11 protein-coding genes and 1 tRNA gene are annotated in these 14,530 nt (G+C 65.8%); 9 read left to right on the plus strand and 3 right to left on the minus strand.

The window, feature by feature from the left end; genetic code table 11:
- Window positions 1-12: 12 nt before the first annotated feature.
- Entirely contained in the window at window positions 13-975 is a 963-nt protein-coding gene (locus C3E79_RS00620) for a prephenate dehydrogenase (RefSeq protein WP_235840723.1), read from the minus strand.
- 255 nt (window positions 976-1,230) lie between these two features.
- On the opposite strand from C3E79_RS00620, the gene C3E79_RS00625 reads away from it, so the two are divergent.
- The 5 genes from C3E79_RS00625 (at window position 1,231) to tgt (ending at window position 5,878) form a co-directional block, all read left to right on the plus strand.
- Entirely contained in the window at window positions 1,231-1,671 is a 441-nt protein-coding gene (locus C3E79_RS00625) for a nucleoside deaminase (RefSeq protein WP_108403165.1), read from the plus strand.
- Between the two features lie 74 nt (window positions 1,672-1,745).
- Window positions 1,746-1,958 carry a CsbD family protein gene (locus C3E79_RS00630; RefSeq protein WP_108403166.1) on the plus strand — a complete coding sequence of 71 codons (213 nt, stop codon included), beginning with the start codon at window positions 1,746-1,748 and terminating at the stop codon, window positions 1,956-1,958.
- 62 nt (window positions 1,959-2,020) lie between these two features.
- Window positions 2,021-2,108, plus strand: a tRNA-Ser gene (locus C3E79_RS00635).
- Between the two features lie 106 nt (window positions 2,109-2,214).
- Window positions 2,215-4,629, plus strand: coding sequence for an MMPL family transporter (locus C3E79_RS00640; protein WP_108403167.1), 2,415 nt, complete (start codon window positions 2,215-2,217; stop codon window positions 4,627-4,629).
- On the plus strand, window positions 4,622-5,878 hold the full coding sequence (gene tgt / locus C3E79_RS00645; protein WP_108403168.1) for a tRNA guanosine(34) transglycosylase Tgt: 1,257 nt from the start codon (window positions 4,622-4,624) through the stop codon (window positions 5,876-5,878). Before C3E79_RS00640 ends, tgt begins: the two co-directional genes overlap by 8 nt.
- Here the strand turns inward: tgt and C3E79_RS00650 are convergent.
- Window positions 5,857-6,519 carry a queuosine precursor transporter gene (locus tag C3E79_RS00650; RefSeq protein ID WP_235840719.1) on the minus strand — a complete coding sequence of 221 codons (663 nt, stop codon included), beginning with the start codon at window positions 6,517-6,519 and terminating at the stop codon, window positions 5,857-5,859. The genes tgt and C3E79_RS00650 overlap by 22 nt on opposite strands.
- Before the next feature lie 18 nt (window positions 6,520-6,537).
- Between C3E79_RS00650 and gluQRS the strand changes: the two genes are divergently transcribed.
- The 3 genes from gluQRS to C3E79_RS00665 all read left to right on the plus strand — a co-directional run bounded on the left by gluQRS (window position 6,538) and on the right by C3E79_RS00665 (window position 10,282).
- Complete coding sequence (gene gluQRS, locus C3E79_RS00655; RefSeq protein ID WP_108403169.1) at window positions 6,538-7,437, plus strand: tRNA glutamyl-Q(34) synthetase GluQRS; 900 nt, start codon at window positions 6,538-6,540, stop codon at window positions 7,435-7,437.
- Window positions 7,438-7,515: 78 nt separating this feature from the next.
- On the plus strand, window positions 7,516-8,493 hold the full coding sequence (locus C3E79_RS00660) for an SGNH/GDSL hydrolase family protein (protein ID WP_108403170.1): 978 nt from the start codon (window positions 7,516-7,518) through the stop codon (window positions 8,491-8,493).
- 100 nt (window positions 8,494-8,593) lie between these two features.
- A complete protein-coding gene (locus C3E79_RS00665) occupies window positions 8,594-10,282 on the plus strand; it encodes an AlbA family DNA-binding domain-containing protein (protein WP_146183425.1) in 1,689 nt (562 codons plus the stop codon).
- On the opposite strand, the gene C3E79_RS00670 is transcribed toward C3E79_RS00665, so the two are convergent.
- Window positions 10,211-10,972, minus strand: a complete 762-nt coding sequence (locus C3E79_RS00670) for an SDR family NAD(P)-dependent oxidoreductase (RefSeq protein WP_108403172.1) — start codon at window positions 10,970-10,972, stop codon at window positions 10,211-10,213. The two genes, C3E79_RS00665 and C3E79_RS00670, sit on opposite strands and share 72 nt — an antisense overlap.
- 164 nt (window positions 10,973-11,136) lie before the next feature.
- Between C3E79_RS00670 and C3E79_RS00675 the strand changes: the two genes are divergently transcribed.
- The gene (locus tag C3E79_RS00675; protein ID WP_158268512.1) at window positions 11,137-14,529 is read left to right on the plus strand and encodes a helicase-related protein; all 3,393 of its coding nucleotides are present in this window, start codon (window positions 11,137-11,139) and stop codon (window positions 14,527-14,529) included.
- The last annotated feature ends 1 nt before the right edge of the window (window position 14,530 follow it).

Here is a 14,530-nt window from a genome sequence, read left to right on the forward strand (position 1 = left end):
AGGCGCATCTGCCTAGAACACCTCGACGCGGCCGCCTAGGTCCTCGATCTGCTTGAGCTGGCCCACCCATCCTGGCGCACCGGGGTGGACGCGCATGACGGGGCGGGAGGAGATGCGCACGGGGGAGACGGATTCGCGCCGGGCCCCGGAGCGCGCCGTCATGCGCACGAAGGCCCGGTTGCCCGCCTCGGAGAGCGCCTTGACCGTCGGGGTGTCGCCGGCGAGGGCCGTGCGGGCGCTGCCGAGCAGCGAGATGAACTCGTCGAGCACGGGCACGAGCGCCTCGGCGTTGGTCTCGCACATGTTGCGCACGAGCTCGGGATCCGTCCCGGCAACCCTGGTCGCGCCCTTAAACGAGCCCGCGGCGAGAGACTGGGCGAGCGTCCCCCCGTGGTCTCCGACGATGGCGAGGGACTCCGCGATGACGTGCGGTAGGTGCGAGACGCGGGCGACGGCCTCGTCGTGGTGATGAACGGTCACCGGTACGGCTTCCGCCCCGGAGAGCGCCGCGAGGGTGCAGACCTGTGCGAACAGGGTCGTCCAGGAGGGGTCGACGGGCTCGCCGGCGTCCGTGCGCTCCGCCGCCCAGTCGTAGGCCACCGCCCAGGCCGCTCGCTCGAACAGCCCGACGTGGGAGGCGTTCCAGCCTGAGTTTTCGGTGCCGGACATGGGGTGGCCGCCGACGTAGCGTGGCGCGAGGCCGCGGGATCGCACGAGGTCGTATACCGGCTTTTTCACGCTGACGACGTCGGTAATCCCGCAGTGCGGGGCTCGGGCCGCGATGTTGTCGAGGATGGATTCCACGGCGGACATGGGCACGGCGATGATGATCAAGGCCTCGTCGCCCGCGGCGCGGTCGAGCGTGGCTGAAAGGTCCGTGGAGGCGTCGAAACCCTCCTTGTTCGCCGCGTACGCCCCCGAGCGCGACCGGTTGTAGCCGTAGACCCGCTCGCCGCGCGCGGCGAGGTCGCGCATGATGGATCCGCCGATGAGCCCGAGGCCAAGGATGCAGACCGGCGGGAGGCGGTAGTTTCGCTGGTCATCAAGAGGAGTCGTCACGGTGACAAGTCTTACACACTTCTGCCCCGGGGCGGGGGACTACGCTAAACGGCATGAGTGAGCACATCGCGTCGACCTTCGAGGAGGACTACGTCCTCATCGTGCGGCCGGGCCCGTCGCGGGCGCTTGGCTAGCGCGCTTTCTGCCGCCGAGCGCGTCGCCCGTGGGCGGATGGCGCGCGCCATCGAGGTGGCCAGGGGCACTCCGCGTGGCGACGTCCCCGTCGGCGCCGTGGTCTTCGACGCGTCAGGGCGAGAGGTGGGGCGGGGTGTGAATCGTCGTCACGCGAACTGCGATCCCACCGCCCACGCCGAGGTCGAAGCACTGCGCGCGGCCGCACGGGCACTGGGCACTTGGCGCCTCGATGGCTGCGAGCTCGTGGTCACCTTAGAGCCGTGCACGATGTGCGCCGGCGCGATCCTCGGCGCGCGGGTCGAGAGCCTGGTCTTCGGTGCGTTCGAGCCGAAGACGGGGGCCGTGGGCTCCGTCCTCGATGCCCTGCGCGACCCCGCCCACGTGCACAGGGTGCAGGTCCGCGGCGGGGTATGTGAGGAGGAAACCGCGGCGATCCTCACGGGATTCTTTGGGCGTTTGCGTCGATCTGACACCTAATTGTTACCCACGGGGCGGGCGGGCGTTGCTACGGTGGGGTGAAGACAAACATTCATCTACGAGAGGATTTCACCATGGCATTCGAAGGCAAAGCAGACCAGCTCAAGGGCAACATCAAGGAGGGCCTCGGCGAGGTCGCTGGCGATAAGTCCCTCGAGAACGAAGGCAAGGCCGACCAGCTCGGCGGCCAGATCCGCGAGAAGGCCTCCGAGGTGGGCGACGCCGTGAAGGACAAGGTCAACGAGGTTGCCGGCAAGCTCAAGGACGCCCGCGAGGACGACAAGTAGGAATTACCTCCGCGGCGGAGGCAATTTGGTCGCGCACACACCTACCCGTTACTCTTATCTGCGGTAGCGTGTCCGAGCGGCCGAAGGTGCTCGCCTCGAAAGCGAGTGTGGGTAAAACCACCGCGGGTTCAAATCCCGCCGCTACCGCCACGTAGACAACAAGCCCCCGATCGGATGAGGTCGGGGGCTTTGTCCATGCCGCCTATAAGATAGGCGGGGCGTAGACGACGCCAGAGAGAGTGTAAGGACGGGCAACATGGCGAAGATTCTGTTCAACCTGGGCCGGTGGTCCTACCTGCACCGGTGGCGCGTCATCGTAGCCTGGCTGCTGCTCCTCGCGGGCACGGCCGGGGCGGGCTTTGCGCTGGCGAAGCCGTTTACCTCGGAATTTTCCATCTCCGGCACGCCGTCCATCGCGGCGCTGGAGAGCCTGCAGGAAAACTTCCCCGGCGCAGGAGATGTCTCTACTGCACCGAGCGTCAACCTCGTCTTCGCTGCGCCGGAGGGGGAGAGGCTGGATTCGCCGGAGAACATGGCCGCGATGGATCGCGCGGTGGGCTACATCCGGGATAACCTCGAGGGCATCACCAGCACCGAGCGTTTTGGTAACCCGGTGAAGGTCAACGAGGAGATTACCCGCACGATCGTCGAGCAGATGACCCGGATGGGGATGCCGGAAGAGTCGGCGAAGCAGGACGCCTACAACGTGCGCATGGTCTCCGACGACGCGCGGATCGCCTATACGGTATTCAACTTCGGGGCCGATTCCGCGCTGACGGTGCCGCAGGCCGACCGCGACGTGGTCAGCGAGGCGATGCAGCTGGCGCGCGACGCCGGGCTGACGGTGGAGGCGGGCGGGCCCGGCTTCGGTGACCCGCTGGAGATCAAGACCACCAGCGAGCTCATCGGCCTCGGGGTGGCGCTGTTGGTGCTCATGATTACCTTCGGCTCGCTCGTCGCGGCGTCAATGCCCGTGGTCACCGCGGTGATCGGAGTGGGCATCGGCGCGCTGCTCATTGTGGTGGCAACGAGGTTCACCGAGCTCAACGAGATCACCCCGGTCCTCGCGGTGATGATCGGGCTGGCCGTGGGCATTGACTACGCGCTGTTTATCCTCTCGCGCTTCCGCCAGGAGCGCGCCCGCCTGAGCGGCCCGGACGCCGCGGGCATGGCCACGGGCACGGCCGGCTCTTCGGTCGTCTTCGCCGGGTTGACCGTCTTTACCGCGCTCGTCGCCCTGTCCCTGGCGGGAATTGAGTTCCTCACCTGGATGGGGCTCTCTGCCGCCGTGACGGTCGCCATCTCCGTCCTCATCGCGCTCACCCTCATCCCGGCGCTCTTGGGGGCGTGGGGCGAGCGCTCGTTTGGGGCGAAGATCCCGGGCGTGGCGGGCAACCCTGGGCCGGGGAAGCGGCCGGGCAAGGACCTCGCGGTGGCTTCTCTCGGGCGGCGCTGGGTGGGCCTGGTCAAGCGCTTCCCGGCCGTCGCCATGGCGGTGGTTGTTCTCGGGCTCGGCGCCCTTTCCATCCCGGTGCTCAGCCTGCAAATGGCGCTGCCGGCGGATACGACCTCGAACCTGGATACGACCCAGCGCAAGTCGGCCGACCTGCTCGCCGAGGGCTTCGGCCCCGGCATCAACGGCCAGTTCCTCGTCGTGGTCGACGCGCACGGAGTCAACCCCGACGCCGAGATCCTGCGCCCGTACGTCGATGCGATCCCGGACGAGGTCGGCGGTCAGGCCCAAAAGGCGGCGCTCGCCTCGTTCCTCTACACGGTGGGTGAGGCGAAGTCCGTCATCGGCGTGCGCCACGCCCAGCTCGTCGCGGTGAACGACGATCTCACGGCGGCCCAGATCGCGGCAACACCGACGGCGGGCCCGGAGGAGGAGTTCACCCTCGACGTGGCGCACGGGCTGCGGGAGACCGGCCAGCGCGTCGAGGACGCGACCGGGGTTGCGATCGGCCTGACGGGCCTGACCGCGGTGCAGATGGATATCACCGAAGAGCTCGCAGGCGCCATGCCGCTCTACCTGGGGATCGTGGTGGGCTTGGCCATCGTGCTGCTCATCGTCGTTTTCCGCTCTCTCGCGGTGCCGTTGGTGGCCGGGCTGGGGTTCCTGCTTTCTGTGGGCGCGGCCTTTGGCGTGACCATTGCGGTGTTCCAAATGGGATTTCTGGGCCTGGTCAACACCGCCGCGCCGATCATTTCGTTCATGCCCATCTTCCTCATCGGCGTGACCTTCGGCCTTGCGATGGACTACCAGGTCTTCCTTGTCACCCGCATGCGCGAGCACTACCTGCGCGCGCGTGGAAACGGGCCGGGCGCGGAGCTGCGCGCCGTGGAGGAATCGACGGTAGAGGGCTTTGCTCAGGGGGCACGCGTGGTCACGGCCGCGGCCATTATCATGATCGCGGTGTTCGTCGCGTTCGTGGATCAGCCGCTGCCGTTCATCCAGATCTTCGGCTTTGCGTTGGGGGTGGCCGTGCTTTTCGACGCCTTCTTTATCCGCATGACCCTCGTGCCCGCCTCGATGTTCATCCTCGGGCGCGCCGCGTGGTGGATGCCACGCTGGCTCGACCGCCTGCTGCCGGAGGTCGACGTCGAGGGCACCGCGCTCGAGGCGGAATTTGAACGCCGCGCAGGCGCAGACAAGGAGCCGGCCGATGCCTGAGCACACGCCGGATACGACCTTTGAGATCGCCGCGCGGCTTGCGGGCACGGGCGGGCGTGCCGGGGTGATCCGCACCCCGCACGGCGATATTGCCACGCCGGCGTTTATTCCCGTGGCCACGAAGGCGACGGTCAAGACCCTCACGCCCGAGCAGGTGCGCCAGGTCGGCGCCCAGGCGATCTTGTCCAACGCCTACCACCTCTACCTCCAGCCCGGACCCGAGATTGTCGACGAGGCCGGGGGGCTAGCGGTTTTCGAGAACTGGCACGGCCCCACGTACACCGACTCCGGCGGCTTCCAGGTGATGAGCCTGGGCGCGGGGTTTAGGAAGGTGCTGGCGATGAGCCTGGACGGCTACAGCGAGGCCGAGGTGCGCGCCGCCCACAAGGAGCGGCTGGCCCGGGTGGACGAGGATGGGGTTGATTTCAAAAGCGTCATCGACGGCTCCGCGCACCGGTTTACCCCCGAGGTCTCCATGCAGATCCAGCACCAGCTCGGTGCCGATATCATGTTCGCCTTCGATGAGCTCACCACCCTGATTGATACCCGCAACTACCAGGAGCGTTCGGTCGAGCGCACGCACCGCTGGGCGAAGCGCTGTCTTGATGAGCACGATCGGCTCACCCGGGCGCGGGCGGGCAAGCCGCTCCAATCGCTGTGGGGCGTGGTGCAGGGCGCGCAGTACGAGGACCTGCGCCGCGCCGCGGCACGGGGGCTCGTTGGGCTCGATGCGCAGGCGCGCGCGGAAGGCAAGCGCGGTTTCGGCGGCTTCGGCATCGGCGGCGCGCTGGAGAAGGAAAACTTGGGCACCATCGTCGGCTGGGTCACCGCGGAGCTGCCGGAGGAAAAGCCCCGCCACCTACTGGGCATCTCCGAGCCGGACGATATTTTTGCTGCCGTCGAGGCCGGGGTTGACACCTTCGATTGCGTCGCGCCGACGCGGCTGGGGCGGCGCGGCGGGGTCTACACCTTAGACGGTCGGCTCAACCTCACCGCGGCGCGGTTCACGCGCGATTTTTCGGGGGTGGACGAGGAATTCGGCGGCTACGTCTCGGAGAATTACACCCGGGCCTACATCCATCACTTGCTCAAGGCGAAGGAGTTCTTAGCCGGGACGCTGTGCACGATGCACAACCTCGAGTTCATGCTGCGGCTGGTCGATACCATCCGCGCGCGCATCGCTGACGGCACGTACTGGCAGTTCAAGGAGGAGTTTATGGGGCGCTACTACGCCACGGCGACGTCGTGAGCGAGCCGCTGCTCGGCGCGGCGCACGGTACCGATGACGGGGTAGGTAATCGGCAGCAAGACGATCTCCATGAAGGTCTTCCACAAAAAGCCGACGATGACGTAGTTGGCGAACTGCCCTGGGGTCTCGATTCCGATGACGCCGGCGGCGATGGCGCAAAAGATCAGCGTGTCTGCGAATTCGCCGACGACGGTGGAGCCGATGAGGCGGGCCCACATGTTCGCCGGGCCGAAGCGGTCTTTCATCTTCTGCAGCACCCAGGCGTTGAGGATCTGTCCGACGAGGTAGCCGGCGAATCCCGCGAGCAGCATCCTTGGTAAGAACCCGAGGACCGTGGCAAAGGTCTCTTGCCCGTCGTAGAAGTCGGCCGGGGGCAGCCACACGGAGATCTGGAAGCAAACAATGGCGAGCAGCGAGACGCCGAAGCTATAGAACACTGAGCGCCGGGCGGTGCTAAACCCGTAGACTTCGGCAAGGACGTCGCCGATGATGTAGGAGACGGGGAAGAGGTAGAAGGCGCCGTCGGTAATGAGGGGCCCGATTTCGACACCTTTTTGGGCGGTGATGTTGGAGACGATGCTCACCGCGCAGAGCACGGCGATGAGGATCGGGTACGGGGAGCGGGTCACTGTGGGATTCACCCGTCATATCCTAGTGCCATGAGTGCTGGTAGATTCGCGCCTTCGCCGAGTGGAGACCTGCATGTGGGCAACCTGCGTACGGCGGTGCTCGCGTGGCTCTTTGCGCGGGGTAGCGCACGGAGGTTCTATCTACGGGTGGAGGACATTGATTCCGAGCGCTCCACCCGCTCTGCGGCAAGCCGCCAGCAAGAGGATTTGGCAGCGATCGGGATCGAGTTCGATCCCCCGGTGGTCTTCCAATCCGACCGCGGCGAGCTCTACGCAGACGCGCTGGGTCGCCTTCCGGTCTACGAGTGCTACTGCACCCGCCGTGATATTCGCAACGCTTCTCGCGCGCCGCACGCGCGGTCCGGGCTCTACCCGGGCACGTGCCGCGATTTGGATGACACGCAGCGTGCGTATCGACGCCACCAGCTCGCCGCCGAGGGTCGTGTGCCGTCGTTGCGTCTGCGGGCGGAGGCCGCGCAGTGGCGCGTGCGGGATTACTACCGCGGGGAGGTTACAGGGCCGGTCGATGACGTGGTGCTGCGGCGCGGGGGCAGCATCAACCAGGCACAGGCGGGGGATTGGGCCTATAACCTCGCGGTCGTCGTCGACGACGGTGAACAAGGCGTGGATCAGGTGGTGCGCGGTGAAGATCTGTTGTTTTCCGCCCCGGCGCAGGCTTACCTTGCGCACCTGTTGGGCTACCCGGAGCCGGTCTACGCCCACGTTCCGTTGGTGGTCACGCCGGAAGGGCACAGGTTGGCCAAGCGTGATGGGGCGGTGGCATTGCGAGAGATTGGCAGCGTGCGCGAGGTTGTGGGGTGGATCGCTGAGTCGCTTGGGTGCGCGGGGGTGGGGCGGCTCAGCGAGCTTCTCGGGGTCTTCGAGCCTGAGCGGCTTCCACTAGGACCGTGTGTGTGGGAACGCACATAGGGGGCCACTTCACAATCGAATAACCTGGAACTACTATATTAAGGGCATTTTCAACAATCAATCCGATATGGAGAGTCTATGGGATTCATCAGGAAGGCCGCGGCCATCGCGGCAGCAGTTGCGCTGACCGCGGCGGGAGTTGTGGCATCCCCGGCGCACGCTGACCCCGCGCCGGGGCAGTATAAGAAGTATGTCGCACTCGGGGATTCCTTCGCCGCGGTGGGGTCGGTTTCGCAGTTTGAGTGGAACGACCGCCCGCTGTGCATCCGCTCGAAAGACAACTACCCGCGCCAGCTTGCCGGGCGGCTCGGGCTGTCCGGGCCCGACCAGTTCCTTGACGCGACGTGCGCGTGGGCACGCACTCAGGACTACTGGGGGCCGCAACATACCCCGGTGCCGTTCGCTAACCCGCAGACGCAGGCCGACGCCGTTACCCCTGATACAGATCTGGTGACGCTGACCTTCGGCGGCAACCCCTCGGCGATGTTTTTGACGGCGGCGTGTGTAGGCGCATACACGGGACTGCACTCTCGGCCGAACGCAGTCGACGCGTCGTCGTCCTACCCGCCGCAGGTATGGCGTGCACTGTATGACGCTAAGCGTCAGGCCGATAGCCTGGGCCTGGGATGCGCTTCCGGCGCCCCGGCCATTGCTAAGGCAAACGAGAATTTCTACTGGGAGTATCTCGACATTGTGCGCGACGTTAAGCGCCGCGCACCGCACGCGGAGGTCCGGGTCGTGGGTTACTATGACATCATCGGCGACCCGAATAAGCTCTGCCTATCCACAGGCGGCATGGGCGTGGAAGACGTGCACTTCATCAAGGACTACATCGCCGGACTGAACGATGTCGCGCGCCGGGTCGCGGCCGATGCCGGGGCCGTCTACGTTGATTCGCCAACGGAGACCAACGGTATCTGCGCGGACACACAACGAGAGGGAACGGCCCCCGGCATCCTCGGAGTAGGCCCGCTTGAAGGCGACGACGCGATCCCGTTCCACCCGACCAAGTTCGGACAGGCGAGGACCGCGGACACCGTCTTCCAGTCTCTCTAAAGACTATGCGGAGGTAAGTTGCAGAAAAGTTACTTCCGCTATTTTTGTTCTCCGCCCGCCAGGGCATTGCACAGTGGGAGTTTGATGTAGGGTGAGTACTGTGAATAGTAATCAACATCAATCTCACTGGAATCCAGAGGCTCTCGCCGCGGCTCTCGACAACCTGCGTGCGGCGGGTGGAATTGCAACTTTATTTGATTCCCGCGCCGCATTCGACGGCGCGGCCGAGGATATCGGGCGCAGCATCTGTGCGTTTGCCAATATGCCGGCCGGCGGGGCCATCGTGCTCGGAGTCGACCCGGAGCAGGATTTCGCGGTCGTCGGTCTGCCCGCCCCGGCGCAGGCGCAGCTGGAGATCTCGCAGCTAGTGCAAGACGCCATCGCCCCGGCTCCCGAGCTGACTTTTGATTTCGTCGATGTGGATTCCCACATCGTCCTCATCATCGACGTCGCGGGGCGCCGCGGCGATGAGTTTTCCACCTACGAGGGCGTGGCCTACCTGCGCCGTGGCGGTGCGAACGCGGAGCTCACGCCCGATGACGTCGCCTTGCTGCAACCGGGGCAGGGGCGCCGCGGCGATTTCGAGCCCGTGCTCGGGGTCGGTACCGCGCAGTTGAGCGGCGGGGCGGTAGAAAAGGTCGTCGATAAGGCGCGCGCGGCCAAGAAGCACTTTGCCGCAATCGATGATGATGCCGCGCTCCTTGAGCTGCTCGGCGTGGTGTCCAAAGACGGCGAGGTCCGCGTCGCCGGGCTCTACGCGCTCGGCGCGTACCCGCAGTCCATCTTCGAGGCGCTGGGCGTGATCCTGCGCATCGAGGGCGTGGGCGATGAAGTTGTCACCGGTGCACTGCCCGAACTGCTCGAGCGCGCCGAGCGGGCTGTGGCCGATCACGCCCCGCAGCTGCCTGCGGAGACCGTGCGCACCGTGCTTGCCGACGCCTTGCTTCACCGCGACCTCACCGCCTCCCTCGACGCGGGGCGTCAGGTCGAGGTGGAGATCACGGGGCGGGCGGTCACCGTGACCAGCCCCGGCAGGATGCCTGCCAACGAGCGCCTGCGCCGCATCGCCGCGCTTCTGGAGACCTCGGACGGCAGGCCCGTCTTCGGCTTCGCGCCGCTTGCGCAGCTTGCCACCCGGCGCGCGTTCTTCGAGCACGGGCTGCGCGAGCCCCGCACGATCGACGCCGCGGTGGCCACCACGGTGGTATTCCCGCTCACCCCGCGCCTGAGCGAGGCGGAGAGCCAGTGGCTGACTTCGATCTCGGGGCTGCTGACCCCGCTGCAGGGTGACATCCTTGTGCGCCTCCGTGGCGGCGAGGAGCTCACGCCCGAGGCGCTGGCCGCGGGGGAGTACCCGTGGTACGACGGCGAGAAGGTGAGCGAGGCAATCGCGGGCCTCGAACATTCCGGGCTGCTCTACCGCTACAACGGCATCTACAAGCTCAAGGGGCAGGCCGCGGAGCAGCCGGAATCGGCGAGGTCCGGCACTAGGCGCCGCCGGCGTCGCCGCCGCCGCAAGAACAACCGTGAGGTGGTCGTGGGCGCGCTGGAGAAGCTCGGCACCGCAACCGTCAGTGAGCTGGAGTCGGAGACGAAACTGTCTAAGACCCAGATCCGCTACGTGCTCAACACGCTTATCGAAGCCTCCTCGGCCACCATGGAGGGCGGCCGAGGCCAGCGCCGCACCACCTACACCCTGGTCGAGGGGGACAAGCCCCTAGATCGCGGTGTATCCGCCGTCGACGAGGTGGTAGGAGCCGTTGATGAAGGACGCGGCGTCGGAGAGTAGGAACGCCGCCAGCTTAGCCACTTCCTCCGCCTCGCCGAGGCGGCCCTGCGGGTGGAGGCGGACGAGAAGCTCGCGGGTCTCCGGGCGGAGGTCCGTGAGCAACGGAGTGTCGATGTAGGCCGGGCCGACCGCGTTACAGCGGATGCCCCGATCGGCGTAGTCCGCGGCGATCGCCTTGGTAAGGCCGACCACGCCGTGCTTGGCGGCGGTGTAGGCGGGGATGCCGCCTTTGAGGGCGACGGAGCTGTGGATTGAGCCCATGTTGACGATGGCGCACGGCACGCCGTCTCTCTGGGAGAGGAACTGCTTGAGCTGGGCGTGGCAGCCGTAGGCGACGCCCGAGAGGTTCAGGGCGATGACCTTGTCCCAAGAGGCCATGTCTTTTTCTGCCAGGGGCTTGCCGTCTTCGCCGATCCCGGCGTTATTGACAGCGAGGTGGAGGGCGCCGAACGTCTCCACTGCGAACTCCACCGCTGCAATGTGCTGGTCCAAGCTTTCTGCGTCGTGGGCCATCGACGCGGCGCGCCCGCCGGCCGCCTCGATCGCCTCCGCGCTCTCCCGCGCCGTCTCGGCGTTGATGTCGGTGACGACGACGGCGGCGCCCTCTCGTCCGAGTTCAGCGGCGATGGCCTTGCCAATGCCGGATCCGCCGCCCGTGACCAGCGCGACCCTGTGATCAAGACTTCCCACGGGGTTCTCCTTACGTTGAGTGGGATGTGATTCTGTCTAGCACTGTAGGTGGGCGGTACTGGGTGTGCTGAGCACGCACGGATCCTCGCTAGGATCGGTAGCATCTGAGAAAAGGACAGCTCATGCATATCTACAATCACACTGCGAGGACAACGCCCAGTTCCGTGGGAGAGGCTGTAGCCAGCAGTGTCGATCACAGCGTCGACATCGTTTTCGCCGAGGGCCTCGAGTTTACGGCGGCCGCGGTGAGCCCCACTTTCACCGCTGATGCAGCGGATTTCCGTTTGGCGGCGGAGGCGCTGCGGATCACCTACGCGGGGCTCTACGACCCCATGGCCGCCGTCCACTCCTCCGCGGTGGATCCCTTGCCCCATCAGATTCGTGCAGTCTACGGCGAGCTGCTGCCCCGCATCCCGCTGCGATTCCTCCTTGCGGACGACCCCGGCGCGGGCAAGACCATCATGGCGGGCCTCTACCTCAAGGAGCTGCTTCTGCGCTCGGCTCTCAAGCGCGCGCTCATCATCGCGCCGGGCGGGCTTGTGGATCAATGGTGCACCGAGCTGGAGGAGAAGTTCGGGCTCCGCTTCGAGGTGTTCGATCCGACGATGGTTGATGAGGACGGATGGCCGGACACGCACCCTTTTCTCGTGGCCAAAATGGACCAGGTGGCGCGGCGGGACGACCTCGTCGATGCGGTGGCGCAGGTGGACTGGGACGTCGTTGTTGTCGACGAGGCGCACCGCATGTCCGCGCACTATAGCTCGTGGGCGGGCGGGGTGAAGGCAACGAGGAGATTCGAATTGGGGCGCGCCTTGGTGAGCTCGGCGAGCAACGCCCTGCTGATGACGGCTACCCCGCATGCTGGCAAGGAGGAGGACTTCCAGCTGTTCATGTCGTTGCTAGACCCTGATCGGTTTGAAGGCGAGTTCCGCACCGGCGTCCACACCACGGATACCGAGGGTCTGATGCGCCGGATGGTCAAGGAAGACCTTCTCACCTTCGAGGGCAAGCCGCTCTTCCCGGAGAGGCGAGCCTACACGGTGGTCTACGACCTCACTGATGCAGAACGCGCCTTGTACGATGACGTCACGGACTATGTGCGCACGCAGATGGGTCGCGCCGAACGCATCAAGGATAGGAAGCGCGGTAACGCAGTCGGGTTCGCGCTCATGGTCCTGCAACGGCGCTTAGCTTCGAGCCCGGAGGCGATTGTGCTCTCTCTCAAGCGGCGGCGCGATCGGCTTGATGAGCGCGCGAGGCTGCTCGAACAAGGTTACATGGACCCGGTCGTAGACCCCAGGTTAAGCGAAGACGATGTGGAGCGGTTGAGCTCCTACGACGAGGAGTATTCCGCCGCCGAGGTGGAGGATGTCGAGCAGGAAGTTCTTGATGCTGCGACTGCCTCGCAGACTGTAGAGGAGCTCCGCGCGGAGATCGTCGCGCTTGACGTGCTTCTCGCCCAGGCCCAGAGTGTGCGCAATGCGGAGGAGGACTCCAAGTGGGTGCAACTGCGCTCGATCTTGAACACCAGCGTGCTCGGCACGCCGACGGCCGACGGTGCACCGCGCAAGCTCATCGTCTTTACGGAGCACAGGGACACTCTCGACTACCTGAATCGGCGAATCACCGCGCTGCTTGGGAGCCAAGATGCCGTGGTGGCGATACACGGCGGGGTAGCCCGTAAGGAGCGAACGCGGATCCAGGAAGAGTTCACGCGTAACCCCAACGTGGTCGTCCTCGTGGCCACCGATGCGGCAGGGGAGGGTCTTAACCTCCAGCGAGCGCACCTCATGGTCAACTATGACCTTCCCTGGAACCCGAACCGTATTGAGCAGCGGTTCGGGCGCATCCACCGCATCGGTCAGAGGGAAGTGTGCCACCTGTGGAACTTGGTCGCCGGCGGTACTCGGGAGGGTGACGTGTTTGCGGCGCTTTTGGGCAAGATTGAGGTCATGGGGCAGGCCTACAACGGCAGCCTATTCAACGTGTTGGGAAACGGCGACGCCTTCGAAAACGAGTCGCTCAAAGACCTGCTTGTCAAGGCAATCCGGTATGGTGATGATCCCGCCACAAGGCGCCGTATGAACGAGGTTATTGATGCAGGTATCACGCACGGCCTGCGCGAGCTCGTGGAGGAAACCGCCTTGGACCACGACACGCTCGGTGAGGCAGACGTCGCTGAGATTAAGCGAGCGATGGAGGTCGCACGCGAGCGCAAACTACAGCCTGGCGCCATCGACGCCTTCGTCAGGTCCGCGCTAGAGCGCTTTGGGGGTGGAATTTTCGAGCGGGAGCAGGGCCGCTACGAGGTGACGCACGTGCCAGCCGCGGTTTGTGCCAGGGCGCAGGCCGCAGGGGGCGCGGTGGCCCGCAGCTACGAGCGCGTGACGTTTTCGCCCCAGCGGGTCTCGGTGGAGGGCGCGCCCGAGGCGGTGCTGCTCGCGCCAGGACACCCGCTTCTCGACGCCTTGGTTAACCACACCATCGACCAGCTCTCCGATACGCTTACCACCGGCACAGTGCTGGTGGATCGCAGGGATACCCCTGTGGCCGTCCCGCACCTGCTCTACATCGTTGAGCAGACCATTCACACGGCTGAGGCGGAGAATGACGTGGTCTCGCACCACTTCGACTACGTGGTCATCCCGGCTGACCCGCAGGAGACCGACATCGCGGTGGAGACGGGATCGAGCCCAGCCCACCTGTCGTTTGATGCCGCGTCGGAGGAGGAGTACGCCTACGCGCTCGCGCATGGCCTAACGAAGAAGCCTGCTGCCGAGGTGACGGTTACGGCGCTTCGCGAGGCCTACGAGGACGGTGCGCTCCCGCGCTTGAGCGAGCTGGTGCGGCGCAGAAACGCGGAGCTCGATCGCACCGCCCAGCAGGTGCGTGACCGGCTCACCGCGGAATCCAATCGCTGGTACAGCCAGGCCATGCGCCTTGCCGGTGACGGCGACAAACACGATGAGGAGATCTCGGAGGCGGCAGCCCGGCGCAAGGGCGAGGAGCTGCAGGAGCGGCTAGGCCAACGCCTCGCCGATATCGAGCGGCAGCGCCGCCTTGTGGCGGCTCCTGGGGTAATCCGCGGGGTAGCGCTCGTCCTCCCACCCGGTATCGCCGGCCCCAGAAAAGAAGACAAAGATCCGGACACCTTTGCAATTAGCACCGAGGAATCGGAGCGCCGCGGAGTTGACCTGACGATGGCGGTGGAACGTGCGCTCGGGCGCACGCCTGTTGAAATGCCGCACAACAACAAGGGTTTTGATATTCGCTCCACCGACGCGAACGGGGATGTCTACTTCATCGAGGTTAAGGCTCGTACTCGCGGCGCCGATTTGTTCACAGTGACTGCGAGCGAGATCCAGTTCGCCCAGAACCAGAGCGAGGACAACCGCCATATCCTCTCGCTGGTGAGCCTGTCTCCCGACGGGCCCGCGCATGATGACATCCGCTATGTGTACCGCGCCTTCGACACCTACCGCCCCGGCCTAGGGACGGACTCCTCTAACGAAAAGTGGGCCTACCACTGGAACAAGGGGATCGATCCGCGGGCCTAGT

This window comes from Corynebacterium liangguodongii, from assembly GCF_003070865.1.
In the GTDB taxonomy this organism is placed as follows: domain Bacteria; phylum Actinomycetota; class Actinomycetes; order Mycobacteriales; family Mycobacteriaceae; genus Corynebacterium; species Corynebacterium liangguodongii.

What these genes read in the sequence shown, in the direction of transcription:
- C3E79_RS00620 (WP_235840723.1), bottom strand. Translation starts at nt 975, where the DNA reads ATGCGCGACCTCGCCGCGCGCGGCGAGCGGGTCTACGGCTACAACCGG.
- C3E79_RS00625 (WP_108403165.1), top strand. Translation starts at nt 1,231, where the DNA reads ATGGCGCGCGCCATCGAGGTGGCCAGGGGCACTCCGCGTGGCGACGTC.
- C3E79_RS00630 (WP_108403166.1), top strand. Translation starts at nt 1,746, where the DNA reads ATGGCATTCGAAGGCAAAGCAGACCAGCTCAAGGGCAACATCAAGGAG.
- C3E79_RS00640 (WP_108403167.1), top strand. Translation starts at nt 2,215, where the DNA reads ATGGCGAAGATTCTGTTCAACCTGGGCCGGTGGTCCTACCTGCACCGG.
- tgt (WP_108403168.1), top strand. Translation starts at nt 4,622, where the DNA reads ATGCCTGAGCACACGCCGGATACGACCTTTGAGATCGCCGCGCGGCTT.
- gluQRS (WP_108403169.1), top strand. Translation starts at nt 6,538, where the DNA reads ATGAGTGCTGGTAGATTCGCGCCTTCGCCGAGTGGAGACCTGCATGTG.
- C3E79_RS00660 (WP_108403170.1), top strand. Translation starts at nt 7,516, where the DNA reads ATGGGATTCATCAGGAAGGCCGCGGCCATCGCGGCAGCAGTTGCGCTG.